The organism is Mesorhizobium sp. Root552, assembly GCF_001427285.1.
Taxonomy (GTDB): Bacteria; Pseudomonadota; Alphaproteobacteria; order Rhizobiales; family Rhizobiaceae; genus Mesorhizobium.
The window spans coordinates 35350-62072 of record NZ_LMFV01000013.1 but is presented as its reverse complement, the minus strand read 5'-3'; the positions used below and the strand labels follow the sequence as shown (position 1 = coordinate 62072).

The 26723-nt window shown below is 62.3% G+C and carries 27 protein-coding genes; 10 read left to right on the top strand and 17 right to left on the bottom strand.

Annotated features, from left to right (window positions below; genetic code table 11):
* The 9 genes from ASD50_RS08540 to ASD50_RS08500 all read right to left on the bottom strand — a co-directional run.
* A partial coding sequence (locus ASD50_RS08540; protein WP_156464980.1) for a biotin/lipoyl-containing protein occupies positions 1-720 on the bottom strand: 720 nt, incomplete at its 3' end.
* 18 nt (positions 721-738) lie between these two features.
* Positions 739-2118 (bottom strand): pyruvate dehydrogenase complex E1 component subunit beta, encoded by a 1380-nt coding sequence (locus ASD50_RS08535; protein WP_056238978.1) that lies wholly within the window; start codon positions 2116-2118, stop codon positions 739-741.
* 13 nt (positions 2119-2131) lie between these two features.
* Positions 2132-3172, bottom strand: a complete 1041-nt coding sequence (gene pdhA / locus ASD50_RS08530) for a pyruvate dehydrogenase (acetyl-transferring) E1 component subunit alpha (protein WP_056238975.1) — start codon at positions 3170-3172, stop codon at positions 2132-2134.
* 170 nt (positions 3173-3342) lie between these two features.
* Positions 3343-3666, bottom strand: a complete 324-nt coding sequence (locus tag ASD50_RS08525) for an FtsB family cell division protein (RefSeq protein ID WP_056238972.1) — start codon at positions 3664-3666, stop codon at positions 3343-3345.
* Positions 3667-3800: 134 nt separating this feature from the next.
* Positions 3801-5075 (bottom strand): phosphopyruvate hydratase, encoded by a 1275-nt coding sequence (eno, locus tag ASD50_RS08520; RefSeq protein WP_056238969.1) that lies wholly within the window; start codon positions 5073-5075, stop codon positions 3801-3803.
* A gap of 453 nt (positions 5076-5528) precedes the next feature.
* A complete protein-coding gene (locus ASD50_RS08515; RefSeq protein ID WP_056239008.1) occupies positions 5529-5732 on the bottom strand; it encodes a dodecin family protein in 204 nt (67 codons plus the stop codon).
* Positions 5733-5805: 73 nt separating this feature from the next.
* On the bottom strand, positions 5806-6639 hold the full coding sequence (gene kdsA / locus ASD50_RS08510) for a 3-deoxy-8-phosphooctulonate synthase (RefSeq protein WP_056238967.1): 834 nt from the start codon (positions 6637-6639) through the stop codon (positions 5806-5808).
* Entirely contained in the window at positions 6636-7508 is an 873-nt protein-coding gene (locus ASD50_RS08505; RefSeq protein WP_056238963.1) for a VOC family protein, read from the bottom strand. Before ASD50_RS08505 ends, kdsA begins: the two co-directional genes overlap by 4 nt.
* A gap of 1018 nt (positions 7509-8526) precedes the next feature.
* The gene (locus tag ASD50_RS08500) at positions 8527-8706 is read right to left on the bottom strand and encodes a hypothetical protein (RefSeq protein ID WP_056238961.1); all 180 of its coding nucleotides are present in this window, start codon (positions 8704-8706) and stop codon (positions 8527-8529) included.
* 325 nt (positions 8707-9031) lie between these two features.
* On the opposite strand from ASD50_RS08500, the gene ASD50_RS08495 reads away from it, so the two are divergent.
* Complete coding sequence (locus ASD50_RS08495) at positions 9032-9403, top strand: hypothetical protein (protein WP_244484463.1); 372 nt, start codon at positions 9032-9034, stop codon at positions 9401-9403.
* 53 nt (positions 9404-9456) lie between these two features.
* Here ASD50_RS08495 and ASD50_RS08490 read toward each other — a convergent pair whose 3' ends face one another.
* The 3 genes from ASD50_RS08490 to ASD50_RS08480 form a co-directional block, all read right to left on the bottom strand.
* Positions 9457-11028, bottom strand: a complete 1572-nt coding sequence (locus ASD50_RS08490; RefSeq protein ID WP_056238954.1) for a GMC family oxidoreductase — start codon at positions 11026-11028, stop codon at positions 9457-9459.
* 45 nt (positions 11029-11073) lie between these two features.
* The gene (locus tag ASD50_RS08485; RefSeq protein ID WP_056238951.1) at positions 11074-11604 is read right to left on the bottom strand and encodes a twin-arginine translocation pathway signal; all 531 of its coding nucleotides are present in this window, start codon (positions 11602-11604) and stop codon (positions 11074-11076) included.
* 75 nt (positions 11605-11679) lie between these two features.
* Complete coding sequence (locus tag ASD50_RS08480; protein ID WP_056239004.1) at positions 11680-12075, bottom strand: VOC family protein; 396 nt, start codon at positions 12073-12075, stop codon at positions 11680-11682.
* 242 nt (positions 12076-12317) lie between these two features.
* On the opposite strand from ASD50_RS08480, the gene ASD50_RS08475 reads away from it, so the two are divergent.
* Positions 12318-12623, top strand: a complete 306-nt coding sequence (locus tag ASD50_RS08475; protein WP_056238948.1) for a ribbon-helix-helix domain-containing protein — start codon at positions 12318-12320, stop codon at positions 12621-12623.
* 31 nt (positions 12624-12654) lie between these two features.
* Here the strand turns inward: ASD50_RS08475 and cckA are convergent, their stop codons facing one another.
* Complete coding sequence (gene cckA, locus ASD50_RS08470) at positions 12655-15261, bottom strand: cell cycle histidine kinase CckA (protein ID WP_056238945.1); 2607 nt, start codon at positions 15259-15261, stop codon at positions 12655-12657.
* 233 nt (positions 15262-15494) lie between these two features.
* Here cckA and ASD50_RS08465 point away from each other — a divergent pair, with 233 nt between their 5' ends.
* Entirely contained in the window at positions 15495-16205 is a 711-nt protein-coding gene (locus ASD50_RS08465; protein WP_056239000.1) for a flagellar biosynthetic protein FliO, read from the top strand.
* Between the two features lie 73 nt (positions 16206-16278).
* Here the strand turns inward: ASD50_RS08465 and dksA are convergent, their stop codons facing one another.
* Positions 16279-16695, bottom strand: a complete 417-nt coding sequence (gene dksA, locus ASD50_RS08460; RefSeq protein WP_056238940.1) for an RNA polymerase-binding protein DksA — start codon at positions 16693-16695, stop codon at positions 16279-16281.
* Positions 16696-16934: 239 nt separating this feature from the next.
* On the opposite strand from dksA, the gene ASD50_RS08455 reads away from it, so the two are divergent.
* The 5 genes from ASD50_RS08455 (at position 16935) to ASD50_RS08435 (ending at position 22600) form a co-directional block, all read left to right on the top strand.
* Positions 16935-17438, top strand: a complete 504-nt coding sequence (locus ASD50_RS08455) for a SixA phosphatase family protein (protein ID WP_056238997.1) — start codon at positions 16935-16937, stop codon at positions 17436-17438.
* A 62-nt stretch (positions 17439-17500) separates the two neighbouring features.
* Positions 17501-18976 carry a YcjX family protein gene (locus ASD50_RS08450; protein ID WP_056238937.1) on the top strand — a complete coding sequence of 492 codons (1476 nt, stop codon included), beginning with the start codon at positions 17501-17503 and terminating at the stop codon, positions 18974-18976.
* Positions 18973-20070 (top strand): YcjF family protein, encoded by a 1098-nt coding sequence (locus tag ASD50_RS08445; RefSeq protein WP_056238933.1) that lies wholly within the window; start codon positions 18973-18975, stop codon positions 20068-20070. The genes ASD50_RS08450 and ASD50_RS08445 overlap by 4 nt, the downstream gene beginning before the upstream one ends.
* Before the next feature lie 124 nt (positions 20071-20194).
* Positions 20195-22030: a monovalent cation:proton antiporter-2 (CPA2) family protein gene (locus ASD50_RS08440; protein WP_056238930.1), complete on the top strand. Its 1836-nt coding sequence runs from the start codon at positions 20195-20197 to the stop codon at positions 22028-22030.
* A 21-nt stretch (positions 22031-22051) separates the two neighbouring features.
* Positions 22052-22600, top strand: coding sequence for a DUF924 family protein (locus tag ASD50_RS08435; RefSeq protein WP_056238924.1), 549 nt, complete (start codon positions 22052-22054; stop codon positions 22598-22600).
* A 2-nt stretch (positions 22601-22602) separates the two neighbouring features.
* Here ASD50_RS08435 and folK read toward each other — a convergent pair whose 3' ends face one another.
* The 3 genes from folK to folP are packed head-to-tail and all read right to left on the bottom strand — an operon-like array spanning position 22603 to position 24308.
* Complete coding sequence (gene folK / locus ASD50_RS08430; protein WP_056238921.1) at positions 22603-23115, bottom strand: 2-amino-4-hydroxy-6-hydroxymethyldihydropteridine diphosphokinase; 513 nt, start codon at positions 23113-23115, stop codon at positions 22603-22605.
* Positions 23099-23458: a dihydroneopterin aldolase gene (gene folB, locus ASD50_RS08425; RefSeq protein ID WP_056238919.1), complete on the bottom strand. Its 360-nt coding sequence runs from the start codon at positions 23456-23458 to the stop codon at positions 23099-23101. Before folB ends, folK begins: the two co-directional genes overlap by 17 nt.
* A 1-nt stretch (position 23459) precedes the next feature.
* Positions 23460-24308 (bottom strand): dihydropteroate synthase, encoded by an 849-nt coding sequence (gene folP, locus ASD50_RS08420; RefSeq protein WP_056238916.1) that lies wholly within the window; start codon positions 24306-24308, stop codon positions 23460-23462.
* An 85-nt stretch (positions 24309-24393) separates the two neighbouring features.
* Here folP and ASD50_RS08415 point away from each other — a divergent pair, with 85 nt between their 5' ends.
* The gene (locus ASD50_RS08415; protein ID WP_056238912.1) at positions 24394-24999 is read left to right on the top strand and encodes a DUF922 domain-containing Zn-dependent protease; all 606 of its coding nucleotides are present in this window, start codon (positions 24394-24396) and stop codon (positions 24997-24999) included.
* 248 nt (positions 25000-25247) lie between these two features.
* Entirely contained in the window at positions 25248-26720 is a 1473-nt protein-coding gene (locus tag ASD50_RS08410) for an MDR family MFS transporter (RefSeq protein ID WP_056238993.1), read from the top strand.
* Positions 26721-26723: the final 3 nt, after the last annotated feature.

Sequence of the window (26723 nt, the reverse complement as noted above, 5' to 3'; positions counted from 1 at the left end):
GGTCGACTTCGCCTCGACCAGCCTGCGGGCAATCGTCTTGCGCATATTGTCATGCGGAACAAGCTCATAGGAGCCTTGCTCGAACAGCTTGAGCACGGCCTCGTCCGACATCGGCTTGACCGCCGGAGCAGCCGAGCCGGCCGACGGAGCAACGGCAGGCGCAGGTGCGGCCTTGGCCCCACCACCGGCAATCGCAGCCTCGACATCCGCCTTCACCACCCGCCCATGCGGGCCACTACCGGAAACGGAGGCGAGATCGACATCGGCATCCTTGGCGATACGGCGGGCGAGCGGAGATGCGAACGTCCTCGCGTCGCCAGAGGAAGCCGCACCGTTTGCAGCGGCGGGCTTCGCAGCCGGAGCCGGCGCAGCCTGGCTGGCCGGAGCGGGAGCTTCGGCCTTGGGTGCTTCAGCCTTCGGGGCCTCCGCCTTGGGCGCGGCACCACCATCATCCTTGGCGGCAGCAGAAGCATCTTCACCTTCCGCCGCCAGCACGGCGATCAGCGCGTTGACCTTCACGCCTTCCGTACCGGCAGGCACGACGATCTTGGCAACGGTTCCTTCATCGACGGCTTCGACTTCCATCGTCGCCTTGTCAGTCTCGATTTCGGCGATCACGTCACCGGGAGAGACCTTGTCGCCTTCCTTGACCAGCCACTTGGCGAGATTGCCTTCCTCCATCGTGGGGGAAAGGGCGGGCATCGTGATGTTGATTGGCATATCGTCCTCCCGCCCGGCCTATCGATAAGTGACGGCTTTGACCGCCTCGACCACTTCGCCGATATTCGGCAAAGCCAGCTTTTCGAGATTGGCCGCGTAAGGCATCGGCACATCCTTGCCGGCGATGGTGATAACCGGCGCATCGAGGAAATCGAAGGCCCGCTGCGACACCTGGTTGGCGACATGGTCGCCGACCGAGGACTGCGGGAAGCCTTCCTCGACCACGACAAGCCGGTTGGTCTTCTTGACCGAAGCGATGATGGTGTCGAAGTCCAGCGGCCGGATGGTCCGGAGATCGATGATCTCGGCGTCAATGCCCATCTTGGCGAGTTCCGCCTCGGCTTTGACGGCATAGGTCATGCCGATGCCAAACGACACGATGGTGACGTCCTTACCAGCCTTGTGGATGCGCGCCTTGCCGATGGGCAGGACGAAATCGTCCAGCTTCGGCACGTCGAACGATTGGCCGTAGAGGATTTCGTTCTCAAGGAAGATCACCGGGTTGGGATCGCGGATCGCAGCCTTGAGCAAGCCCTTGGCGTCAGCCGCCGTGTAGGGCATCACCACCTTGAGGCCGGGAATATGGCTGTACCAGGCTGCATAGCACTGCGAGTGCTGGGCAGCGACGCGGGCAGCCGCTCCGTTCGGGCCACGGAAGACGATTGGCGCGCCCATCTGGCCGCCAGACATGTAGAGCGTCTTGGCCGCCGAGTTGACGATCTGGTCTATGGCCTGCATGGCGAAGTTGAAGGTCATGAATTCGACGATCGGCTTCAGACCGGCCATCGCGGCGCCGACGCCGACGCCGGCGAAGCCGTGCTCGGTGATCGGCGTATCCACGACCCGGCGGTCGCCGAATTCCTGCAGCAAGCCCTGCGTGATCTTGTAGGCGCCTTGATATTCGGCGACTTCCTCGCCCATGACGAAGACGTCGGGATCGCGCCGCATCTCCTCGGCCATCGCATCGCGCAGCGCTTCGCGAACGGTGGTGGAAACCATTTCGGTCCCGGCCGGAATATCTGGATCGGCCACAATCTCGGCCTTCGGAGCGGCAGCAACCGGTTCCGCCGCCGGCTTGGCCGGGGCAGCTTCAGCCGCAGCCGGTGCCTCGGCCTTGGCTGGAGCGGATGGCTTGGCGGCATCGGCAGCACTTTCGCCGTCAGCCAGCAGAACCGCGATCGGCGTATTCACCTTGACGCCTTCGGTTCCGGCAGCGATCAGGATCTTGCCAAGCGTGCCTTCGTCGACCGCTTCGACTTCCATCGTCGCCTTGTCGGTCTCGATTTCGGCGATGACGTCACCGGCGACGATCTTGTCGCCCTCGTTCTTCAACCACTTGGACAGGTTGCCCTCTTCCATCGTCGGCGAGAGCGCAGGCATGAGAATTTCGATCGGCATTTGCCCTCTCCCTTTAAAGTACGATGTCGGTCCAGAGTTCGGACGCATCCGGCTCCGGATCGGTCTGGGCGAAATCAGCGGCGTCGGCGACGATATCGCGGACTTCCTTGTCCACCGCCTTCAGTTCATCCTCGGTGGCCCATTTCTTGGAAATCAGCCGCGCCTTCACCTGCTCGATCGGATCGTGCTCGGAGCGCATCTTCTGCACCTCCTCCTTCGAGCGATACTTGGCAGGGTCGGACATGGAGTGGCCGCGATAGCGATAGGTCTGCATCTCCAGAATGATCGGGCCGTTGCCGGCACGGCACCATTCGGTTGCCATGTCCGCTGCGGACTTCACCGCGCGCACGTCCATGCCATCGACCTGCATGCCCGGAATCTTGAAGGAAGCACCGCGATGCGAGAAATCCGTCTCGGCTGACGAACGCGTCACCGAGGTGCCCATCGCATAGCGGTTGTTTTCGATGATGAAGATAACCGGCAACTTCCACAGCGAGGCCATGTTGAAGCTCTCGTAGACCTGCCCCTGGTTGGAGGCGCCGTCGCCGAAGTAAGTCAGCGAGACGTTCTTGTTGCCGCGATAGCGGTTGGCGAAGGCAAGGCCGGTACCCAGGGAAACCTGCGCGCCGACGATGCCGTGGCCGCCATAGAACTGTTTCTCCTTCGAGAACATGTGCATGGAGCCGCCCTTGCCCTTGGAGTAGCCTCCACGGCGACCGGTCAATTCGGCCATCACGCCGCGCGGCGACATGTCCATGGCCAGCATGTGGCCATGATCGCGGTATGCGGTGATCATCTGGTCACCTTCGATCAGCGCCATCTTCATGCCGGTCACGACAGCTTCCTGGCCGATATAGAGATGGCAGAAGCCGCCGATGAAGCCCATGCCGTAGAGCTGGCCTGCCTTCTCCTCGAAACGGCGGATGAGCAGCATGTGGCGGTAGGCGGAAAGCTCGTCGTCCTTGCTGAAATCGGCAGGCTTCGGAGCGCTTAATATTGAGGATTTGGAATCGGAACGAGATTTGGCGGGCGCTTTTTTGGCGGCGGTGGCCATGCATGTCTCCCTAACGGTGTCTCTTTACGGACAGGAAGGGAGTTTTTCCTCCCCCAACTGCCAAAAAGCTAGCACGCAAAGGGGCATTTCGCCATGCGGAAAAATGCATGGCTGACATGCATCTAAACGGTTATATTCATTGAAATTTCTCTTGATTAACCGAAAGTAAGTTAATCAGCCTTCCGGGGCAGCATGACGATAATCTCGTCAGGCTGCGACAGGTTGAGGGCCTTCCGGGCCAGCTCATCCAGCATGTCTTTCTCAAGAGAGCCATCGTGCAGCAGGCGTACGCGTTTTTCAAGCTCGCCACGCTCCAACTGAAGGGAGGCAAGCTGCGCCTGCAGTTGCTCCTTGTGCTCCTGCAACTTGTACTTGGAGTTTATGCCGAATTCGCCGTGATAGGCGTGAAAGCCGAAATAGGCGACAAAGGCCGTGCACAGCACCGGAATGATCAGGCGACCTTTATTTGTCTGCTTGTGCTGGCGCGTCCACATGGGCCGAAATCCCCTTCGGCCTCTTGTCGCCCGATTGTGCTTAATGGACGGTTACGGCGCGCCGTTTGAGAACTCACCAGAAACGAAAAAGGGCGGGTCAGCCCGCCCTTTCCGAAATGCGATGTTGCCCAATCTCAACCCTTGAGGATGGACTTGCCGGCGTAGCGTGCCTGCCTGCCCAGTTCTTCCTCGATGCGGATGAGCTGGTTGTACTTGGCGGTGCGGTCGGAGCGGGCAAGCGAACCGGTCTTGATCTGGCCGCAGTTGGTCGCGACCGCGAGGTCGGCGATGGTGGAATCTTCCGTCTCGCCGGAGCGGTGGGACATCACTGCAGTGTAGGCAGCCTTGTGCGCCGTCTCGACCGCGTCGAGCGTCTCCGACAGCGAGCCGATCTGGTTGACCTTGACGAGGATCGAATTGGCAACGCCCATGCGGATGCCGTCACGCAGGCGGGCCGAATTGGTGACGAACAGGTCGTCGCCAACAAGCTGGACGTTCTTGCCGACGAGATCGGTCAGGTACTTCCAGCCTTCCCAATCGTCCTCGGCCATGCCGTCTTCGATCGAGATGATCGGATAGTCGGCGGCAAGCTTGGCGAGGTACTTGGCCTGCGTCTTGGGATCGCGGGTCTTCTTTTCGCCGCCATAGACGTAGTTGCCGTCCTTGAAGAATTCCGTCGAGGCGCAGTCGAGGCCGAGTGCGATTTCCTCGCCCGGCTTGAAGCCGGCCTTTTCGATGGAGCCCATGACGAAATCGAGTGCAGCCTGCGCGCTCTTCAGGTTCGGGGCGAAACCACCCTCATCGCCGACATTGGTGTTGTGGCCGGCCTCCTTGAGGCCCTTCTTGAGGGTGTGGAACACTTCAGAACCCCAACGCACCGCCTCGCGGATCGAGGAAGCGCCAACCGGCAGGATCATGAATTCCTGGAAATCGATCGGGTTGTCGGCATGAACGCCGCCATTGATGATGTTCATCATCGGCACCGGCAGGATATGCGAATGCGCGCCGCCGACATAGCGGTAGAGCGGCAGGTCGGCAGCTTCGGCGGCAGCCTTGGCGACGGCCAGCGACACGCCAAGGATTGCGTTCGCGCCAAGGCGGCTCTTGTTGGGCGTGCCATCCAGGTCGATCATGGTCTGGTCGATGTGGATCTGATCTTCGGCCTCAAGCCCGCCAATCGCCTCAAACAGCTCGCCATTGACCGCCTCGACGGCCCGCTCGACGCCCTTGCCGAGATAGCGGGAGCCGCCATCGCGAAGCTCGACGGCTTCGTGTGCGCCGGTGGAAGCGCCTGAAGGAACGGCGGCGCGGCCCATGGAGCCGTCTTCCAGCACGACATCGACCTCGACGGTCGGATTGCCTCGGCTATCCAGGATTTCACGGCCCACGATGTCGATAATGGCGGTCATTGGAAATCCCCGTTCTAATCGTTGAAAACGTTGCGGCACGTCTTAGACAAAGTGGGGCAAAACGCAATCGTCTACGGTCGCAAAAATCGCATCTGCGACGATTCACGTCGCGAAAAACTTGGTCACGATAAGTCATCGACCGATGGGAAGCCGTGCGCGGAATTCTGGGTTAAATTCCGATTCGCGCGGGGCGAAACATAAGGGAGTTTCGCCATGTCCGAGTTAAGCGGTATCGTGAGTTTGTTTCTGATTGCGGCTGCATTCCTGACTTCATGTACGGGCCAGCAGCCCTCGCAAGATACTCCCCCGCATGTACTCTTGCAGATAGCCCAATGACGATGGAAAGGCCCTCGCCAAGAGGGCCTTTCCATGCCCGTAAACCCCTTCCGAAGGGAAGCCGGCAACAGCGACTGATGTGATTGTAGCCTCGCCGGAAGGCAGGTGGATAAATCCTCAGTCGGTGAGGATGAAGGTCACCTTCATGTTGACGCGGTAGGCAACGATGACACCGTCTTCGACAACGACTTTCTGCTCCTGAATCCACGCCCCTTCGACGTTCTTCAACGTCTTGGCGGCTCGGGCGATGCCCTTTTCGATGGCATCCTGAAAGCCTTTTTTGGATGAAGAAGAAATTTCGGTTACACGGGCAACGGACATTTTGAACTCCCAGTCAAAGAGATCATTTGCCCGCGAAACGTACAACCGCCGCTTGTCATGAACAAGGCGCAGATCAGGCCTTGGCAACCCTGTCGAGTGCGATCAGGCGCTCGAGCAACTCCGGCATATCCTTCAAGGGCACCATGTTGGGGCCGTCCGACGAGGTCGAGTTGTCCGGGTCCTCGTGCGTTTCGATGAACACACCGGCGACACCGACGGCAACGGCGGCGCGCGCCAGCGTCGCCACGAACCTGCGTTCGCCGCCGGAAGTCGCGCCCTGCCCACCCGGCTGCTGCACCGAATGCGTGGCGTCGAAAATGACCGGAGCCCCCATGTCCGCCATGATGGGCAGCGCGCGCATATCGGAGACAAGGGTGTTGTAGCCGAAGGACGCGCCGCGCTCGGTGACCAGCACATTGGCGTTGCCGGAACCGGTGACCTTGCCGATGACATTCTTCATGTCCCAGGGCGCCAGGAACTGCCCCTTCTTCACATTGATGATCTTGCCGGTGCGGGAGGCAGCGACCAGAAGATCGGTCTGGCGGCTGAGGAAGGCCGGGATCTGCAGCACATCGACATGCGGCGCAACGATTGCGCACTGCTCCTCGGTGTGGACGTCGGTGAGGATCGGCAGGCCGAATTCCTTGCGCAGGTCATCGAAGGCCGGCATTGCCGCGTCGAGGCCCGCGCCGCGCGTCGAGGTCAACGACGTGCGGTTGGCCTTGTCGTAGCTGGACTTGTAAACGAGGCCGATGCCCAGCCTGCCAGTCAATTCCTTGAGCGCGCCGGCCATATCGAAGGCGTGCTGGCGCGATTCGAACTGGCACGGGCCAGCGATGAGCGCGAGCGGCGCGCGATTGTCGAAGGTGACATTGCCGACTTTGACCGACGCATTGGGCTTGCTCATGCCTGCTCCTCGAAAATGAAAGCCGCGCCCTGCCCCGGTGCCGGAGCGACGAGGACGCGATTGCCGCCTATGTCGTGACCGATGCCGCGTTGCGCAAGAAGCGTACGCAGCTTTTCCATGCTGGCGACGGAAAAGACGACCGCCGCGAAACGCAAACCGGTTTCCTCGCCGGCCGGCAAGCCGAAACGACGCTGGTAGTCCTGCGGCGTGGCGACGCTTATCCGCGCATTCGGCAGAGCCAGTTCACCGGCCAGCACCGATGCGTCGCGTTCTGCGTCGGCGGCAATCTCCAGCGCTGAAAGCTGCGCGGAAGGATTTTTGCTGATCGCGACCACCTTGGCGATTGCACCAACGCCATTGTCGTGAAGCTGGAGGGCCGAGCGATCGACCTTCGGCGCGTTGACCCGTTCGCAGGCGAACAGGAAGGTATCGACCACCGCTCGTGCCGAGGCAAAGGCAAGGCGAAACAATGCCGTATCGCTTTTGCCGGCGGCGTCGACAAAGGGACGGGAAAAGTCCAGCCGCGTCCCGGCGGAGACGCCGGCTTCGGTGTAGCGGCGATGATCGGCGTCTGCATCGGACGTACCGAAAACGACAGCCGAAAAGCCTTCCTGGCCGAAATTCTCACGGTACTTGCGGTCACGCGCCACAAAGACGTTGCCCCCGGCAATTGCGGTGCCGGCAGCCTCGGCATCTGCGACGGCGAGCGGCTCCATGAAAGTGCCGTCCGCGAAATAGACGCAGCAGTTTTCCGTACCGAATGGATGGACGCCACGCGGCGACACCGTGAAACCCAAGGCCGTCAGCCGGGCGCGCGCAACATCGAGATCGGCGGTTGGCAGGACAAGATGGTCAAGCGGATGGGTCATTCAGCGCGGTGTGCCTCATTCTCCGGTTTGGTTCAAGGGTGAGTGTGATCATGCTTATTCATCGCCATGCTGCATGAGTTCCTCTCCTTCTCCCCTTGTGGGAGAAGGTGGCCGAGCGCTAGCGAGGTCGGATGAGGGGTGTTCCAGCCAGACGACACCCCTCATCCGCCTTCACTTCGTTCAGGCACCTTCTCCCACAAGGGGAGAAGGCAGGTCGCCGCGTTTCATCATCGCCACGCTGCCTTTCGGCCCTGGCCATTGTCAAAGAACTGACCTCATCTGAGAGGTCGGGAGGACGGGCGGCCGTTCGGTCGCTCGTTTAGATAGATAGTGCGGCCTTGCGACCGCCCGTCCGGTGGCTTCCCTCAACCGATACACCGGCCATGCCGCAGCTCCAGCCTCAATGGCCGACAACTGCGGGCAACACTGCGCCCGGTTCGAGGGCCGAACTTAGGGGTTCATCACCCAGCCGCCTACCGACGACGACCAGCCCGGCACCGTCGCCCTTCCCTGATCCCCGGTCCGGACCAGGTCTCCCGCAAGGGCGATGGGAGCGAGTATGCGGGAGATGGCGAGGAGGTGGATAAATGGGGTGAAGGATTTTGTGGGGAGGCGTGATTTGTCCCCTACGCGATCAGAATCTTCACAAGAACAACACCCCCCTCTGGCCTGCCGGCCATCTCCCCCTCAAGGGGGGAGATCGGCAGCTTCAAGCTTACAGCCGCCTCTGTGACCTCAGCACCGGATGAAAGCATGGCAATCGAGTGATCTCCCCCTTGAGGGGGAGATGGCCGGCAGGTCAGAGGGGGGTGCCTGACGAGGCACTCGATCGGCAACCGGACCGAGCCTCTTCATCAAAAGGGGAGAGTAAGCGCGCTGGTGTCCAGAGTAGTGCCGCGATGTCACGGAATGGATCCCGGATATTCCTTTCTTGCTCCGCACGAAAGCGAATTCCGGGATGACGAAGCGGAGATGGCGTACTCCGGCAGGTCTGCAAAAGACGAAGGTTGAGCAGCGTCTAGGCCGCGGCTTGCACGACCTCGTTATACGCGTCGAGATCGACATAGAAGACCCGGATGATCTCCTTGATGAGGTCGTCGTCGTCATAGCCTTGCGACTTCAGGATATTGATGGCGGTCATGATATCGAAGCGGTCGATCAGCCGCCGCTTCTGGTAGTCCTCCACGAAACGTTCCATCGGTTGTCCCCTGCCCGATTGCCCAACTCACTGAACAACACCCAGACTATTGGACCGATGCTAGGAACACTTGCTTGCGCGGAACTTGCTGGTGCGAAACGACACCTGTTCTCCTGCCGATCTGCCCCACTCAGACTGACTCGGAAAGCGGCCGACTCACTGAGGCCAAGGCAAGAATAACATGCAACCGGGAACGCGCCACGGTTGCGCGGGCAATCGCAAGAAAGTGGCACGCACGAGAAAGTGGCTGGCATCCACCGGCCACGCTGCTATCAAGTCGGGCAGAATGATGAAGAACTTGAGATTGCTTGCTGCTGGCCTTGCGATGACGTTTGCCGCTCCAGACGGCGCGTTCGCGGGCATTGCGGACGGCAAGCTGCCCGACGGCGCCTATCACTGCGAAGCCTACCTGCTTGGTCTGTTTCTCAACCTCGGCGACATCACCATCAAGGGCAATGTCTATAGCGGGCCTTCCTATGGCTGGCCGCAGCAGGGCTACAACTACGAAATGGACTCCAACGGCGAGATCGCATGGCTCGGTCCGCTCGGCGGCTTCACCTCGGGCGGCAACAGCGTTTCGCTGACGCAGGCGACGGCGGACGGCCCTCAGGACGCTTCCTTCGACATCGTCATGCGCCAGCCCGACGGCGCTTTCACCGCCTCGACCTGCACGATCACGGCCAAGCAGGGCCAATAAAAAGCGCGGGGCGAAAAGAACGCCCCGCGCGGAAATGAAGCCCGGGAGGACTGTCAGATCGTCTTTGCCGCCATCTCCTTGGCGATGTAGTCGGCCTGGCGGATGGCGAGCGTGACGATGGTCAAGGTCGGGTTTTCCGCCCCGCCCGTGGTGAACTGGCTGCCATCGGACACGAACAGGTTCTTGATGTCGTGGGTCTGGCCATGCTTGTTGACCACGCCATCGGACGCCTTTTCGCTCATGCGGTTGGTGCCGAGATTGTGGGTCGAGGGGTAAGGCGGCGTCGGGAAGGTGCGCGTTGCCCCGACCGCATCGTAGATGGCCATGCCCTGCTTGAAGGCGTGGTTGCGCATGGCGTCGTCGTTTGCATGGTCGGTGAACCAGACATCCGGCGCGGGCATGCCGTATTTGTCCTTGAGCGTCGCGTGGAGCTTCACGCCATTCTGCTCCTGCGGCATGTCTTCGCCGACGATCCACATGCCGGCCATGTGGTCGTAGTGGTCGAGAGCCGTGGTAAAGCCCCTGCCCCAGCCGCCGGGATTGAGGAAGGCGGCCATGAACGGGATGCCCAGCGCCAGCGTTTCAAGCTCGTAGCCGCCGACGAAGCCGCGCGACGGGTCGTGCTTGGCCTCATCGCGGACGATGCCGGCCATGGTGGTGCCGCGATAGAAGTGAACCGGCTTGTCGAAGATGGCATAGACCGAACCGGTGGTGTGGCGCATGTAGTTCTTGCCGACCTGGCCGGAGGAGTTGGCAAGCCCGTCCGGGTACTTGGACGAAGCGGAGTTGAGCAAAAGGCGCGGGCTTTCGATGGAATTGCCGGCAACGCAGACGATACGGGCCTTCTGCTCCTGAAGCTTGCCGTCCTTGTCGGCATAGACGACGCCGGTGACCTTGCCGCTGTCGTCGTGCTCGATCTTGACGACGTGGCTATTCGGACGGACTTCCAGCTTGCCGGTCGCCTCGCCCTTCGGGATTTCGGTATAGAGCGTCGACCACTTCGCCCCCCATTTGCAGCCCTGGAAGCAGAAGCCGGTCTGCTGGCAGGCCATGCGGTCGTCGCGGTCGGCGGAATTGATCGCCATGTTGCCGGTGTGGCATTCCTTGTAGCCGAGCTTGTCGGCGCCGGCTTTCAGGATCTTGAAGTTGTTGTTGCCGGGAAGGCCCTCGATGCCGTGGGTGCGGGTCACGCCCATCTTGTCTTCGGCCTTGTCGTAGTACGGCTCGAGCTCGGCCAGCGTCAGCGGCCAGTCGAGCAGGTTGGCGCCCTCGACCTTGCCATAGTGGGTAAGCGTCTTGAACTCGTGCTCCTGGAAGCGCAGCGATGCGCCGGCCCAGTGCGTGGTGGTGCCGCCGACCGCCTTGACGATCCAGGCCGGCAGGCCCGGAAAATCCTTGGCGACACGCCAGCCGCCGGAAGCGGTGCGCGGATCGCCCCAGGAAAGCTGGGCGAAGCTGTCCCACTCGTCGTTGATGAAGTCTTCGTACTCGATGCGGCTGCCCGCTTCGAGGATGACGACGTCGATGCCCTTCTGGGCGAGTTCGTTGCCGAGCGTGCCGCCGCCGGCGCCCGAACCGATGATGACGACGACGCTGTCGTCCTTGAGATCATAAGGTGCTGCCATGGTGTCCTCCCATGAAATCCGGTGTGAAACTGTCGGGGGATGTGGCTAGAGCCACTCGATGTCGTCGAAGCCGCGGGCGATATAGCCGCCCTTGGAGTACGACTCGCCCTCGTAGCCGAAGATCGGCCACACCTCTTTCTGGTTGTAGAGGCCGACGACCAGCCCGCCGCGAATGGCCTGGAAGAACGGCGTGTCTTCTATCTGCTTGAGGACGGCGACGCGCTCCTCTTCCCAGCCGAGGCCGCGATAGCCGCCGCTGCCGGCCTTGGCGTCGAGGTCGGCGATGCCCTTTTCGATGAGGTCCTTGTGGGCGGCATCCTTGCCGGCCAGCTCGTCATGGCTCTTGACGGCAATGGCGTAATATTTGTCCGGAACCTGGTCGTGCGGATAGACGTCGCGGGCCATCTGGATCAGCGTGGCCATCGTTTCCGGCTTGAGCGCGGCGGTTTCGAGGCCCCATGCATGTTCGGGGCTGATGACGGCGCTGCCGGAGATGACAAGCAGGGCGCCGACGCCGCCGCGCTTGAGAAGCTCGCGCCGCGAAAGCCCCGGCGCTTTTTCATATACGGTTACCATGTATTCCTCCCTTGCTTGCTATCGGCGCTCGATGAGCGCTGTTGCTGGCGCCGCACGGCAATGCGGCGAAACCTCCTATTTGAACCGGCCGCCCCGCTGCAGGACCTCGATCTTGTAGCCGTCGGGATCCTCGATGAAGAAGAAGCGGGCGATGCGGACGCCATCGCGGTCGAACGCGACGATCTTGCCGGGGTTGAGGCCGAGCGCGCCGATACGGTCATGCTCGCTGTCGAGGTCCGCGACCGAGACGGCGATGTGGCCGTAGCCGTCGCCGAGGACGTAGGGATCGACCCTGCCCTTGTTGACGGTGAGCTCGACTTCGAAGTCGGACTCGGCGTTGCTAAGGTAGATGAGGGTGAAGGTTTCAAAGTCGAGGCGCTGTGCGACGCCAAGGCCGAAAGCCTTGCCGTAGAAATCGACCGACCGGGCCTCGTCGAGCACCCGGATCATGCTGTGAATTGCCTTGGCCAATCTGCGGACCTCTTTCATGCGATGTTTGATCGATGAAAGGGATTATGAAACGAAGCGCGCAAAGGTGGTGGCAGCGGGTTACCACCAATCACGAATGTGAAAGTGCAATTGCCGTTTTTGAATTTTCGACCCACAATGCGGGTCGAGGGAAAAAAGGCATTCCGGCTCCACCCGGCGGAACGGACCTGAATTGCCGCATCGATGGTCGCCTGACGGGGCAGGAAACCAAGGGAGGTCTTTCAATGTGCAGGGTTTTTGCCGAACAGGACCCGGAGGGCTATCGCCAGATCAACCGGTCCATACGCATCGGCGGCCACTCGACCAGCATCCAGCTCGAATCCACCTTCTGGGCGCTGCTTGACGAGATCGCGGAAAGCCAGGGGCTGACGACGCCGAAATTCATCTCGAAGCTCTATGACGAGGCCATCGAAATCAGGGGCGAGATCCCGAACTTCGCGTCGATGCTGCGCACGACCTGCGCGCTCTACCTGCGCGGCGGCAGGCCGCTGCCCGAAGAAGTGGCGGCGCTGAAGCAGGAAGCGGCCTGAACGCTGCCGAAGCGTTCCGCGGCTCGGCCGATCAGCTTTCGAGGACTTCCTTGACGACGGTCGCCAACTGCTTGAGCGAGAAAGGCTTGGGCAGGAAGCCGAACTGGGCCTCTGCGGGCAGGTTCCTGGCGAAGGCGTCTTCGGCATAGCCGGACACGAAGATGAACTTGATGTCGGGCTGGCGCTTGCGCAATTCGCCGAGCAAGGTCGGGCCATCCATTTCCGGCATCACCACGTCCGAAACGACCAGGTCGATCTTGCCTTCCAGAGCGTCGAATATTTCCAGCGCTTCGACGCCGGACGTCGCCTCATGCACGGTATAGCCGCGTGAGGTAAGCGCACGCATGCCGCCCATGCGCACCGCATCCTCGTCCTCGACCAAAAGCACGGTGGCCGAGCCGGACAGGTCCTTGGTGCTGTCAGAAGCCTTGGCGACGGCAGCCTGTGGTTCCGGCGTCTCCGGTTTTGCGGCAGCCTCGCCTGCCGCGAGCTGCGGCGCGGCAACAGCCTCGGCAATATAGCGCGGCAGGAAGATGAGGAAGGTGGTGCCCTTGCCCACTTCCGATTCGCAGAAGATGAAGCCGCCGGTCTGCTTGATGATGCCGTAGACCATGGACAGGCCAAGGCCTGTGCCCTTGCCGACTTCCTTGGTGGTGAAAAACGGCTCGAATATCTTCTTCAGCACATCGGGCGGGATGCCGCTGCCCGAATCCTCGACCTCGACCAGCACATAGTCGGCGGGGACAAGCTCGCGGAACGGATAGGTCTTCGACACGTCCGCAGGTACGTTGCGCGTGCGCACGGTGAGGTCGCCGCCCGTTGGCATGGCGTCGCGGGCGTTGACGGCGAGATTGACCACCACCTGCTCGAACTGGCCGATATCCACCTTGACCGGCCACAGGTCGCGGCCGTGGTCGATCTTGAGCTTGATGTCGTTGCCGACAAGGCGGGCAAGCAGCATCCTGAGATCGGCCAGCACATCGGTCAGCGTCAGCACTTCCGGCCGCAGCGTCTGCTTGCGCGAGAACGCCAGCAATTGCCTGACAAGCGAGGCGGCGCGGTTGGCGTTCTGCTTGATGTTCATGATGTCCGGGAAGGACGGATCGGACGGGCGATGGTTGGTAAGCAACAGGTCAGACGCCATGATGATGGCGGTGAGGACGTTGTTGAAGTCGTGCGCGATGCCGCCGGCAAGCTGGCCGACAGCCTGCATCTTCTGGCTCTGCGCCATCTGGCCCTCAAGGGCCTTCTGCTCGGTCGTATCGACCGCATAGACGATCGCTGCTTCTTCCGCGCCGTCGCCGCCCGTGCCGTCGGCAACCGGGTTGACGTAGAAGCGGATGTGCCGCTCATCGTTGTTCGGCAAGACGGTGTCGATCGGCTCGATGTCCGCCTGCCGCTGGCGCGCCCGTTCGAGCGCCGCCGCGAACGCGGCGCGGTCGCGCTCATGGATGACGGTATCAAGCCGCACCCGGCGGTCCAGCGCGTCGCGGTCGACGACGGATGAGAACAGCGACAGGAACGGCGCGTTGGTGCGCAGGATGCGGCCGCTCTGGTCCACGCCGGCGATGGCCATCGGCGTGGAATTGAAGAAGCGGGTGAACCGGACTTCGGAAGCCCTGAGATCCGCTGATGAATCCTCGCCGTGCGTGCGATTGAGAACAATGGTGCGGGTTGGCCCGGCGTGACCGTCACGGCTGGCCGCGACACGGTGCATGAAGCGCACCGGCAGCGCCTCGCCGGTCATCGTCGTCAAATCGAGGTCGATGACGGCGTTGCGCGTGGTGCCGGGATCGGGCCGGACCGAGCGGACCAGCGCCATGCCGTCGCCGGCAACGATATCCGACAGCGCAAGCGCGCCGGGAGTGAAACTGGTGAGATCAATGCCGAGCCACTCAGCCAGCGTGGCGTTGATATAGGTGATGCGACCGTCCTGATCGGCGGAAAAAAAGCCGGCCGGCGCGTGGTCGAGATGGTCGATGGCCTTCTGCAAATCGAGGAAGAAGCGTTCCTGTTCGGCCCGTTCCTTCGAGATGTCGGCCAGTTGCCAGGCATGCATCGGCTGGCGCTGCCCCGGCACGCTGAAGGAACGTGCACTGACACGATACCAGTGCGCGCCCGGATCGGCTCCGGGGCGGATCGCCTGGCCCAGACGAAACTCGCCGTCGCCGCGCTGCCCGTCGCGCAGGCCCGAAGCCAGTCGGAAAATGACCGAGGACGCCTCCGGCACATCGGAAAGAAGTCCCTCGACCGTCCTGATGTCGGCAGCCGCGCCCGCGCCGGTCATTTCGGCATAAGCGCGGTTGGCGTAGATGATGCGCTTCTTGGCGTCGGTTACGATCAGGCCCTGCCCCATCGAATCGACAAAGGACTTGGAAAGCTCGTCGCCCGTCGAGCGCGGCGCGATCTGGATGAAGCCGATGGCGGTCGCGAACAGGAAGCCGACGCCGATCATGGCCAGCACGCCAAGCATGCCGAGCAGGAACGGATCGCCGAAGCGCTCGCGGAACAGGCCGAAAACAATGGCCGCGCCGATCAAGACAACGATGAAGATGATCAGCCGCGTCACCGTGCCGGGGCGCGTGTTCTGGTCCACGATTGGCACCGGATAAAAATCTCCGCGCGCGTCCTTGGCCATTTGCCCCCTGCTTGTGATTCCCAGCCCGACCCGACCCGGACCGGTTGAATCACATTCTCCCTGCCCGGAAAAGGCCTTGCGGCCACTTGTCAGCGAAAAATGGCGCTGTTTCGAGGCATGACGCCTGCTTCGCCGGCTTTGGGCCGTTTGCCGCGTGCGAATGGTAACTTGCAGCAGCGCGCTGAAACGCTTTAGTGTCGCGGCGTTTCCAATAGCCGTGCATGGGGGTGCCGATGCTAGACTTTCTCGATGGCGTTGCGGGGCCCGGTTATGGCGCGGCAATCTTGTGGACGCTTGCGGCACTGGTTGTGCTGGTGATCGTGCTGATCATCGTAAAGATGATTCGCAGCCTGACTTTCGGAACCTTCGTGGCCGGCGGGCGCAATCGCAAGACACGCCTGGCGGTAATGGACGCGACCGCCGTCGACAGCCACCGGCGCCTCGTGCTCGTGCGCCGCGACGACATAGAGCATCTGCTTTTGATAGGTGGGCCGACCGATCTCGTCGTCGAGCGCGACATCAGGCTGGCGGCTTCCCGCCGCCTCAGCTTGGCCTCCGATGCGGGCACGACACATGCAAATGTTGCCGTCAGCAGCAATCTGGGCGGCGCACATGCTCCCCATCAGCCGGTTTCGCAGCCAGCCAGACAGGGAACCGCAAACCCGCAACCAGCCATGCCACAGCGAACGCCGGCACCGGCAGCAAGACCCCCCGCGGCACCGGCAAGCCCTGCGCCAATTCCGAGGCCTGCCGCGCCACGGCATGAAGAAGCACACAAGCTGCCCACGGCAGGGACCGAACCACTGGATCATGCACGGGCTGCCGAGCCTGCCACAGCGCATGGCGAAACACGTTCCGGCGCTCCCACACCGGGAAGCGGAAGAGCGTCTCTCGATGACGAGATGACCAGGCTGCTCGGCGAGCTTTCGAACCTGAAGCGCTAATCGCTACTATGGCGCACAAAGAAATGGCCGCAAACGCGGCCATTTCCAACATTTTCCAGCAAACCAGGGCCAATCAGTCGTCGCGATAGACTTTCTCGCGGCGCTCGTGCCTTTCCTGGGCTTCGATGGACAGGGTCGCGATCGGACGGGCGTCGAGGCGCTTGAGCGCGATCGGCTCGCCAGTCTCTTCGCAATAGCCGTAAGTTCCCTCATCGATGCGCTGAAGTGCCGAATCTATTTTCGAGATCAGCTTGCGCTGCCGGTCGCGGGCACGAAGTTCGATGGCGCGGTCGGTTTCTGACGATGCCCGATCTGCAAGATCAGGGTGGTTGGCATTTTCTTGTTGCAGGATTTCCAGTGTTTCGCGCGCTTCACGCAGGATGTCATTTTTCCAAGTGACAAGCTTGTGCCGGAAGTATGATTTCTGCCGTTCGTTCATGAACGGCTCGTCTTCCGATGGTACGTAGTCGGCAGTAACGATTTGGTTCATTCGACTCACCCGACAGCCCCAAATTTGGGGCCTATATATTCGCCGTTCCTAAGCCGCACAAGTGCCAACCCGGCTCCGCTCACACAATCGTCAGTAGTAAGCGGGATCAACAGTTCGAAGCTCGCCATAAGGCGCTTGTGCGCGATCAGGCTTTGGTCGTAGGCGGCAATGACCGGATTCCATTGCTAAAACGCCTATCGATGGATAATCCTTCGATGTCGAGGCTAGCAGGAGCGCCGGTGGCCAAACTGTATCTTCTAAGGCACGCAAAAGCCGGCTGGGCGCTTCCCGGCGTCCGCGATTTCGACCGTCCCCTTGAAGCTTCCGGAGTGGAAGATGCAGCCGCGACCGGCACCGCCATGCGCGCCTGCGGCTTCGTTCCCGACATCACGCTTTGTTCCAATGCCCTTCGAGCCAAGGAGACGCTGGAAGGCCTTGCAGCGCATGCGGATACCGGGCGGGTCGTATTTCTCGATACGCTCTACACGGAAGACGCGGCGGGCTATCTCGACATCATTCGCGAACACGGCAACCATGGCTCGCTGCTGGTGATTGGCCACAACCCCATGATGGAAGACCTGACAGCGGCTGTTTCCGGCAGCGGAGAAGACAGCGCCTGCGATATCCTGAACTACGGTTTTCCAACCTCCGGCCTTGCCGTCGTGCGCTTCGAGGGCAGCCTTGCCGAAGCCGAAACCGGCAAGGGCTATCTCGAAGCGTTCCTGACGCCGTCCGATCTGTGAAGCATTAAAATACGCTGCGGCAACGCCTATATCGGGTTGCCGGTACCTCGCAGGATATTCGATTGGCCTCATCGCTGACCACATTCACCGACGAAGCACGCATTGCGCTCGACACCTTGTCGGGCCGCGCCACGGGGCTTTTCTCACCATCGGTGCGGCTGGGCGTGACAGGGCTTTCGCGGGCCGGAAAGACCGTTTTCATCTCGGCATTCGTCCACAACCTGCTGCATGGCGGACGCCTGCCCCTGTTCGAGGCGCAGAAATCGGGCCGCATCGCCCGCGCCTACCTCGAGGAGCAGCCCGACGACGCCGTTCCACGGTTCCAGTACGAGGACCATATCGCGGCGCTGGTGAACGAGCGCGTATGGCCGGATTCGACGCGGGCGATTTCCGAGCTGCGGCTGACCATCGAATATGAATCGGCTTCCGGCTGGAACCGGCTTTTCTCGGCCGGAAAGCTGTCGGTCGATATCGTCGACTACCCCGGTGAATGGCTGCTGGACCTGCCCTTGCTCGGCAAGTCCTTCGCCGATTTCTCCAAGGAAGCCTTCGAGATGACGCTGCTGCCTGTGCGGCAGGAGCTTTCCGCCGAATGGCGCGCGCTCAGCGACAGCACAAATGCGCAAGCCGATGCGGATGACCCGGCAGCGAGGCGGCTGGCGGAGGCTTTCGCCGCCTATCTGAAAGCCTGCAAGCTGGACGAGCGCGCGCTTTCCACGCTGCCGCCCGGCCGTTTCCTGATGCCGGGCGACCTGGAGGGCTCGCCGGCCCTGACATTTGCGCCGCTGCCGGACGTATCCGGCAAACGCCCGCGCGCAGGCTCCCTGCACGCGATGATGGAAAGGCGCTACGAGGCTTACAAGACCCATGTCATCAAGCCATTCTTCCGCGAACATATTGCAAGGCTCGACCGCCAGATCGTGCTGATCGACGCGATGCAGGCGCTGAACGCCGGCCCCGGCGCGATGCTGGATCTCGAGCGGGCCGTGACGGAAATCCTTGCCTGCTTTCGCCCCGGCCGCGGCAATTTCCTCACCGACCTGGTGTCGCGGCGCATCGACCGCATCCTCATAGCCGCGACCAAGGCCGATCACCTGCATCACGAGAGCCATGACCGCCTGCAGGCTATCGTGCGGCGTCTCACCGAACGCGCCATCGCACGGGCGAAGTTCACCGGCGCGGACGTGGACGTGGTGGCGATGGCGGCAGTGCGCGCCACCCGCGAAGGCACCGTCAAGCAAGGGCGCGAAACCCTGCCGGTGATCCTCGGCACGCCGCTAACCGGCGAAACAATCGGTGACCAGACATTCGACGGTAAAACCGAAACGGCCATATTTCCCGGTGACTTGCCGGAAAGACCTGGATCCGTGTTTGAGGCGGGCGACGGCCACAGACAGGACGATGCCGATCCGGCAATCCGGTTCGTCAGGTTCCGTCCGCCCAAGCTGGAGCAGACCGCCGAAGGCGTTACACTGTCGCTGCCGCATATAAGGCTGGACCGCGCCTTGCAGTTCCTGATCGGAGACCATCTGGCATGAACGCGCCCCGCAGGCCATCGGCCTTCCCCATTGATGCGGATGAAGAGATGCGCGCCGCGCCCGCCAAGGCGCATGCCGCGACCGGAGCAAAGCCGGAGCGGCGCAAACCGCGTGCCGCCAGCGTGGAACTCGCCGTCGCCGTGCCGGCGCAGATCGACGTCTTCGGCGAACCCGACCTTGTTGCGGCTGAACCGCCGCCTGCGGCGGCTCCACGCAAGCGCTCGCTGCTCGGCCGCATCCTGTTCGGCGCGCTCGGCATTCTGGTTTCGCTGGCGGTCGGGCTGTGGGTGGACCAGCTGATCCGCGACCTGTTCGAGCGCACACCCTGGCTGGGCTGGCTGGCGGCAGGTGCGGCGGCGGTCGGCGTACTCGCCTTGCTGGTCATTTTGGGCCGCGAATTTCTGGCCATCAGCCGCCTTGCGGAAGTCGAAAAGCTGCAAAGCCGCGCGCTTGACGCCATCGCCCGCGACGATCCGAAAGCCGCACGCGCCGTTGTCGAGGAACTGTCGGCTTTCGTCGCCGCCAAGCCGGAAACGGCGGCAGGCAGGCGCGCATTGACAGATCTGAGCGGCGACATCATTGACGGCGGCAATCTGGTGCGGCTGGCGGAAGCGGAAATTCTCGGACCGCTCGACGCCCGCGCCAAGGTGATGATCCTCGACGCGGCCAAGCGCGTCTCGCTGGTGACGGCGGTGAGCCCGCGCGCGCTGGTCGATATCGCCTATGTGGTGTTCGAGGCGGGCCGATTGATCCGGCGGCTGTCCGAACTTTACGGCGGCAGGCCGGGAACGCTGGGCTTCTTCAGGCTTGCCCGTAGCGTGCTGGCCCACCTTGCCATTACCGGCTCGATCGCCGTCGGCGACAGCTTCGTCCAGCAGATCGTCGGGCACGGGCTTGCCGCAAGGCTTTCCGCCAAGCTGGGCGAAGGCGTGGTCAACGGCATGATGACGGCACGCATCGGCATTGCCGCGATGGAAACCGCCCGCCCCTTGCCGTTCAGCGCGCTAAAGCGCCCCGGCATGGGCGATTTCCTGTCGGCGCTGACGTCATTTGCCAGCAAGAACGCGAGCGACAAGCCAGGGACCGGCGCCTAGCCTCGCAGACCCATGCAAAAAGGCGTCGGATTTTGGGCTGTTCGACGGCGATGCGAGCCCCTATCTTGGCTGATCCGTCACCTTTCTCGATGCGCGCAAGCTCTAACCGGACACGAAACCGCCCATGGCAGCAGAAGCATCCGCCAATGACCTGTTCTATGTAGTGGCGCTTCTGGGCGCCGGCGTCGTCGCCGTTCCGATCTTCAAGCGGATCGGCCTTGGCTCGATCCTCGGCTACCTGACCGCCGGCCTCGTCATCGGCCCGTTCGGGCTTGGCGTTTTTTCCGAATCCGAAGCAATCCTGCACATCGCCGAGCTTGGCGTGGTGATGTTTTTGTTCATCATCGGGCTGGAAATGCAGCCGTCACGATTATGGGGAATGCGGCGCGAGATTTTCGGGCTGGGTGCGCTGCAAGTAGGCTTCTGCGCCGTCTTGCTGACCGGTGTCGGGCTCTTGGGCAGCTTTTCGGTGGCGCAGTCGTTCGTCGCCGGCGCAGGCTTCGTGCTGACCTCGACCGCCATCGTCATGCAATTATTGGAGGAACGCGGCGAAATCGGCGTTCCCAAGGGCCAGCGCATGGTCTCGATCCTGCTTCTGGAGGACCTGGCCATCGTTCCCTTGCTGGCGCTGGTGGCATTTCTCGCACCGGGCGGAGCCGAAACGACGCTGACCGAACGGCTGAGCGAAATCGCCATCGGCGTCGGCGCAATCGTGGCGCTGATCCTTGCCGGGCGCTATCTGCTCAACCCGTTCTTCCGCATCCTTGCCGATGCCCGCGCCCGCGAGGTCATGACGGCAGCAGCCCTTCTGGTGGTGCTCGGGTCGGCGCTTGTGATGCAGTCGAGCGGGCTGTCGATGGCGATGGGCGCGTTCCTCGCAGGCGTGCTGTTGTCGGAATCGACCTTTCGCCACCAGCTCGAAGCCGACATCGAGCCGTTCCGCGGCGTGCTGCTCGGCCTGTTCTTCCTTGCCGTCGGCATGGCGCTCGACCTGCGCGTCGTCGCGGCGAACTGGCAACTGGTTGCGGTCTATGTCGTCGCCTACATGGCGGCAAAGGCGGTCGGCATCTACGCGGTCGCACGCTTCCTGAAGACAGGCCACAAGGAAGCGCTGGAACGCGCTGTGGTGATGGCGCAGGGCGGCGAGTTTGCCTTCGTGCTCTATTCGTCCGCTGCCGCCGTCGGCATCATCGACGCGGAAGCCAATGCCGTCCTCACCGCCATCATCATCATCTCGATGGTACTGACGCCACTCGCCATTATCGGCCTGAGATACCTGACGCCGCGCGACGAGCAATCGCTCGAAGGGGTCGATATGGCAGATGGGCTGACGGGCTCGGTGCTGATCATCGGCTTCGGCCGGTTCGGCCAGATCGCCAGCCAGCCGCTGCTTTTGCGTGGCGTGGACGTGTCGATCATCGACAACGATGTCGAGATGATCCAGGCGGCGGCCGATTTCGGCTTCAAGGTCTACTACGGCGACGGCACGAGGCTCGATATCCTGCATGCCGCGGGCCTCGGCCACGCGCGCGCCGTGCTAATCTGCGTCGACAAGGCCGAAACCGCGATCCGCATTGCAGAACTGGTCAAGGCGGAGTTTCCGTTGGTGACGGTGATGGCGCGCGCCTTTGACCGGGGCACGGCCCTGCAACTGATCCATGCCGGCGTCGATTACCAGATGCGCGAGACGTTCGAATCCGCGCTCGCCTTTGGCGGCTCGACGCTGGAAGCGCTGGGCACCGACCCGCAGGACGTTGCCGACGTTATCGAGGATGTACGCCAGCGCGACGCCGCCCGGCTGGAAATGCAGATCACCGGCGATATCCGCGACGGCCGCAACTTCATGAAGGGCAACATCGCAACGCCGGTCCCGGCACCGGTGACGCAGCCGCGCCGTGCCGGCCAGGCGCTGAACGAGGAAACCGCCGGCGTGCTCGGCAAACAGGCCTCGGCCAACTGAATTCACGACCCAGGAGATGACATGAGCCAGACCGATCGACGCGCGCTATCCGTTACCAAATTCTGGCGCGATGCCGGACCTGAAGCCTGGTTCACCAAGGACGCCGGTTTCGACACGAAATTCAGGAATGAATTCCTCGACCTGCATTTTGCGGCGGCGCGGCGCGAACTGGACGGATGGGCCGATACCGTCGAAGGCGCGCTGGCGCTGATAATCCTGCTCGATCAGTTTCCCCGCAACTGCTTTCGCGGCACCGGCCACATGTTCGCGACCGATCCGCTCGCCCGCTACTATGCCACCAAGGCCATCGAGCTAGGTCACGACATGGCGGTAGATGAGGCAATCCGGGTGTTTTTCTACCTGCCGCTGGAGCACTCGGAGAAGCTGGAAGACCAGAAAAGGTCGGTCGAATTGCACAAGGCAAACGCCCAATCGTACCTCAAATACGCCGTCGATCATCTTGAGATCATTGAGCGTTTTGGAAGGTTTCCTCATCGCAATCCGCAACTGGGACGCCAGACGACCAGGGACGAGAAAGCATTTCTGGACGGCGGCGGCTTCGCCGGCTGAGTTCAGGAACGCCACCAATCACGGCCGGACGGCAACCGCTCGATGCCGGCCGTATCGACCGTGGCAAGCCGTTCCGACACCGATTTGCCATCGACCGACAAATTCGGTGCGATCTCGTCCAGCGGAGCCAGCACGAAAGCGCGTTCCAGCATACGCGGGTGCGGCACTTCGAGACCGGTTTCCTGGATGACCCGGTCACCGAACACGAGGATGTCGATGTCGATCAGCCTCGGCCCCCAGCGCTCCTCGCGCACGCGCTTCAGCTTTTTTTCGGTTCCAAGACACAGGTCCAGCAGATCGTGCGGCGACAGCGAGGTGGACAATTCGGCAGCCGCGTTGAGGAAATCCGGCTGGTCGAGCTTGCCCCAGGGCGGCGTGCGGTAAAGCGACGACACCGCCACGACATCCACGCTGGCATCGTCGGCCAGAAGCCGAAGCGCCGAAGCCATGGACTTGCGGGGGTCGCCCAGATTGCCGCCGAGGCTGAGGAAAACCCGGTTACTGCGGCCAGACAACGCTCACCTCGACGTGATCGAGCACGCCGCGCACCGGGGCGTTGGGCTTGCGGATGGTGATTTCGGCCCGCTTGATCTGCGGAAAGCGCGCCACGAGCGCCTTGCCGACATCCAGCGCCAATGTCTCGATGAGGAAGCGACGGTCGCCGGTGATGATTTCCTCGATCAACTGAAATGCGACACCGTAGTCCACCGTCGCATGGATGGAGTCTGCTTCAAGCGGCTGGTTCGGATCGACGTCCAAAGTGGCATCGACATAGAAACGCTGTCCAAGCGCTTCCTCTTCGTCCAGAACGCCGTGCCGGGCAAAAAAGGCACAATTTTTCATGCGGATGACATACATTTCAGTGCCCAGCCATTTCTGAATCTCGCGCCAGCATAGCATCGGCTACAGCCAGCGCATCCACATTGATTGCGACATCGTGGACGCGAAAAAGCTGCGCCCCCTTCAGCCGCAAGATGACACTTGTGGCCGCCGTTCCGGCAGCCCTGTCCGGAGCTCCACGGCCGGTAATGGAGCCGATGAAGCGCTTGCGCGACGTGCCCGCCATCAGCGGAAAGCCCAGCGCGTGCAGCTCCTCGAAACGAACCATGACATCCACATTGGCTTCCGTCGTTTCCTTGGCAAATCCGAATCCGGGATCGAGCACGATATGGTTCTCGCCAATACCTGCCTGACGGGCAATTTCCAGCGATTTTCCGAGGAAAAGGAACTGGTCATCAATCGGATCGTCCAGTTTCTGGCGCTCACGCCCGGTGTGCATGATGATGAGCCCTGCCCCGGTTTCGGCTGCAACCCGCGCTATGCCCGGTTCGCGTTGCAGGCCCCAGACATCGTTGACGATATGAGCCCCGGCAGCAACCGCCAGCCGCGCGGTTTCCTCGCGGTAGGTGTCGACGGAGATGAGCGTCTTACCCCACCCAGCCAACGCCTTGATGACAGGCAAGGCACGCGCCTGCTCTTCCGCGGCACTGATGGGCGCGGATTTCGGGCCGGTCGACTCGCCACCGACATCGATGATGGCCGCACCTTCCTCGACCATGCGATGGGCTTGCCGGATGGCGCTGTCCGTCGTATCGAACCGGCCGCCGTCGGAAAAGCTGTTCGGCGTGACATTGAGAATGCCCATCACGACAGCCCTGGCGCCGAGATCAAGGTGGCGCCCATGCGCCAACTGCCATCGTCTCATCATCGTTGTCGTTCAACCGATATCAGGCGAAATTGATTTCCGATGCGCTTTATGGGCCCGTAAAGCAAGTGGATGTAGAGAGAATGCCGTGAAAAAAACTTTCCTCTCATTTATACTTCTTGCACTGGGGGCATGTCCAGCCAGCGCGGCGACAGTTGCCAAGAGCTACAGCTATTTCACGGTTCGTGGCACGACCTACGACCAGATCGAGGATGAGCTGGCGAGGCGCGGGCCTCATGTGAACAGCACCGGCAACCGGCATCCGGGCGCAACGCGCATGGCCTTCACCACCAAGATAGGCTACGCGCAGGACGGTTCCCACTGCCGGATCGCATCGGCAACGACGACGGTGAAGGTCGAGGTGATCCTGCCGAAATGGCGGCCACGCAGGAAGGCCGAACCGGATGTTCGCCTGTTCTGGAACACGCTCTTTGCCGACATAAAGCGGCACGAGGAACAGCATGTCGACATCGCCAAGGCTCATGCACGCGAGCTTGAGGCAAAGCTGAAGGCCGTGGGTCGGCAAAAGAGCTGCGAAATTGCGCAGGCCAAGGCCAAGCGCGTGACCGAGGCAACGCTTGCCGCACATGACAGGGCGCAAGCCCAGTTCGACCGGGTCGAGACCATCAATTTCGAAAGCCGCATCCTGCGATTGCTGCGCTACCGCATCGAACAATCGCAGGCGAAAAACTAGCGACGGAACCCAGGCAGCGGCCGAGCACGGCTCGACACCTCATGCGCCGTTTGCTATCCACGCGCCGCTGTTTCGAGAAACGCGAGCCGGTTGGTAGTCCGGCAATCCTGTCTTGAAGGATCCGAAGCCCGCCTGAAGGCGTGGTCCACAGCCAACTCAACCACGGCCTTTGGCCGGATTAAGCTGTTTTCAGCTTGGAATACGTCGCGCCGGTCATCGGCCCGGCGGAAATCGAATTGAGTGGGTCTATGGATAAGCCAAGCGGTCAAAACGTGTTTCATCAAGCGCCTCTTAGCGAGCGCGAAAAGAACGTCATCATTGCCGGCGTGCTTTTGTCGATGCTTTTGGCGGCACTTGACCAGACGATCGTCGCACCGGCAATGCCGACGATGGCGGCGGCACTCGGCAATGCCGAGTACCTGCCGTGGATCGTGACCGGCTATCTCTTGACCGCCACCGCCGTTTCGCCGCTCTACGGCAAGATTTCCGACGTGTACGGCCGCCGTCCGACCATTTTCGCGGCCGTGCTGATCTTCATCGCGGGTTCTGTGATCAGCGCGATGGCGCCGAACATGCTGGTGCTTGTTGCGGGCCGCGCGGTGCAGGGGCTTGGCGGCGGCGGCCTGTTTGCGTTGACGCAGACCGTCATCGGCGACCTCGTGCCGCCGCTGGAACGGGCACGCTATTCCGCCTGGATTTCCGGCACCTGGGCGGTGGCCAGCATAGCGGGGCCGCTGCTTGGCGGCACCTTCGCCGAACACCTGCACTGGTCGCTGATCTTCTGGATCAACATCCCGCTCGGCCTGATAGCGATGGCGATCATCAACAATCCGCTGAAGAAGCTGCCGGTTGCAGCCAGGCGTCACAGCATCGACGGCTGGGGCGCGCTGCTTCTCATCATCGCGACATCGCTGCTGTTGCTGGCGATGAATTGGGGCGGCAGCCACTACGCATGGGCCTCGCCGCAAATCGCGGGGCTTGTTGCCGGCTCGGCGGCGGTCTGGGGCCTGTTTGCGCTGCGGCTCTACAAGGCCGGCGAACCGCTGATTTCGCTGGAGGTCTTGAGCAACAGGATCGTGTTGACGGCGACGACCGCGATGTTCCTGCTTCAGGCGGGCAGTATCGGCCTCGCAATCTACCTGCCGGTCTATCTGCAATCGGCGCTCGACCTGTCGCCTGGCGACGCCGGCATGGCGATGCTGGGGCTGCTCATGGGCACCGTGGCGGGAGCTTCGCTCAGCGGACGGCTGGTGCCACGCTTCGCGCACTACAAGCGCATCGCTCTGGTCGGCATACTGTTCGCCATTGCCTGCCTCGTCGCGATGGGGGTCGTGGCCGACCGCGCTTCCCTGCTGGTGGTCGAGCTGCTTACCGCATGCATCGGCTTCGGCACCGGCACGATCTTCCCGATTTCCACCGTATCGGTGCAGAACGCCGTGGACCGTGCGCATCTGGGCGTCGCAACCGGCGTGCTGACCTTCCTGCGCTCGCTGGGCGGCGCGATCGGTGTCGCCGCCCTTGGAGCGGTGGCGCTGGGCTATGGCCTGCCGCTCGCCGGCGAAGGTGTCCATGTCGCGCATGGCGGGACGGACGCATCGTTTGCGATCATCTTTTATGCAACCGCGGCGCTGCTGACGGCGGCATTGGCCGTCCTGGCGCTGATGCCGGAAAAACCATTGCGCGGTTACGACCGCGAAGCCGCCCCTGTCGTTACCGAGTAACGC

Excerpts from the sequence above, each read along its gene's own strand:
- ASD50_RS08535 (WP_056238978.1), bottom strand. The coding sequence starts at position 2,118 with ATGCCGATCGAAATTCTCATGCCTGCGCTCTCGCCGACGATGGAAGAG.
- pdhA (WP_056238975.1), bottom strand. The coding sequence starts at position 3,172 with ATGGCCACCGCCGCCAAAAAAGCGCCCGCCAAATCTCGTTCCGATTCC.
- ASD50_RS08525 (WP_056238972.1), bottom strand. The coding sequence starts at position 3,666 with ATGTGGACGCGCCAGCACAAGCAGACAAATAAAGGTCGCCTGATCATT.
- eno (WP_056238969.1), bottom strand. The coding sequence starts at position 5,075 with ATGACCGCCATTATCGACATCGTGGGCCGTGAAATCCTGGATAGCCGA.
- ASD50_RS08515 (WP_056239008.1), bottom strand. The coding sequence starts at position 5,732 with ATGTCCGTTGCCCGTGTAACCGAAATTTCTTCTTCATCCAAAAAAGGC.
- kdsA (WP_056238967.1), bottom strand. The coding sequence starts at position 6,639 with ATGAGCAAGCCCAATGCGTCGGTCAAAGTCGGCAATGTCACCTTCGAC.
- ASD50_RS08505 (WP_056238963.1), bottom strand. The coding sequence starts at position 7,508 with ATGACCCATCCGCTTGACCATCTTGTCCTGCCAACCGCCGATCTCGAT.
- ASD50_RS08500 (WP_056238961.1), bottom strand. The coding sequence starts at position 8,706 with ATGGAACGTTTCGTGGAGGACTACCAGAAGCGGCGGCTGATCGACCGC.
- ASD50_RS08495 (WP_244484463.1), top strand. The coding sequence starts at position 9,032 with ATGACGTTTGCCGCTCCAGACGGCGCGTTCGCGGGCATTGCGGACGGC.
- ASD50_RS08490 (WP_056238954.1), bottom strand. The coding sequence starts at position 11,028 with ATGGCAGCACCTTATGATCTCAAGGACGACAGCGTCGTCGTCATCATC.
- ASD50_RS08485 (WP_056238951.1), bottom strand. The coding sequence starts at position 11,604 with ATGGTAACCGTATATGAAAAAGCGCCGGGGCTTTCGCGGCGCGAGCTT.
- ASD50_RS08475 (WP_056238948.1), top strand. The coding sequence starts at position 12,318 with ATGTGCAGGGTTTTTGCCGAACAGGACCCGGAGGGCTATCGCCAGATC.
- cckA (WP_056238945.1), bottom strand. The coding sequence starts at position 15,261 with ATGGCCAAGGACGCGCGCGGAGATTTTTATCCGGTGCCAATCGTGGAC.
- ASD50_RS08465 (WP_056239000.1), top strand. The coding sequence starts at position 15,495 with ATGCTAGACTTTCTCGATGGCGTTGCGGGGCCCGGTTATGGCGCGGCA.
- dksA (WP_056238940.1), bottom strand. The coding sequence starts at position 16,695 with ATGAACCAAATCGTTACTGCCGACTACGTACCATCGGAAGACGAGCCG.
- ASD50_RS08445 (WP_056238933.1), top strand. The coding sequence starts at position 18,973 with ATGAACGCGCCCCGCAGGCCATCGGCCTTCCCCATTGATGCGGATGAA.
- ASD50_RS08440 (WP_056238930.1), top strand. The coding sequence starts at position 20,195 with ATGGCAGCAGAAGCATCCGCCAATGACCTGTTCTATGTAGTGGCGCTT.
- ASD50_RS08435 (WP_056238924.1), top strand. The coding sequence starts at position 22,052 with ATGAGCCAGACCGATCGACGCGCGCTATCCGTTACCAAATTCTGGCGC.
- folB (WP_056238919.1), bottom strand. The coding sequence starts at position 23,458 with ATGTATGTCATCCGCATGAAAAATTGTGCCTTTTTTGCCCGGCACGGC.
- folP (WP_056238916.1), bottom strand. The coding sequence starts at position 24,308 with ATGATGAGACGATGGCAGTTGGCGCATGGGCGCCACCTTGATCTCGGC.
- ASD50_RS08410 (WP_056238993.1), top strand. The coding sequence starts at position 25,248 with ATGGATAAGCCAAGCGGTCAAAACGTGTTTCATCAAGCGCCTCTTAGC.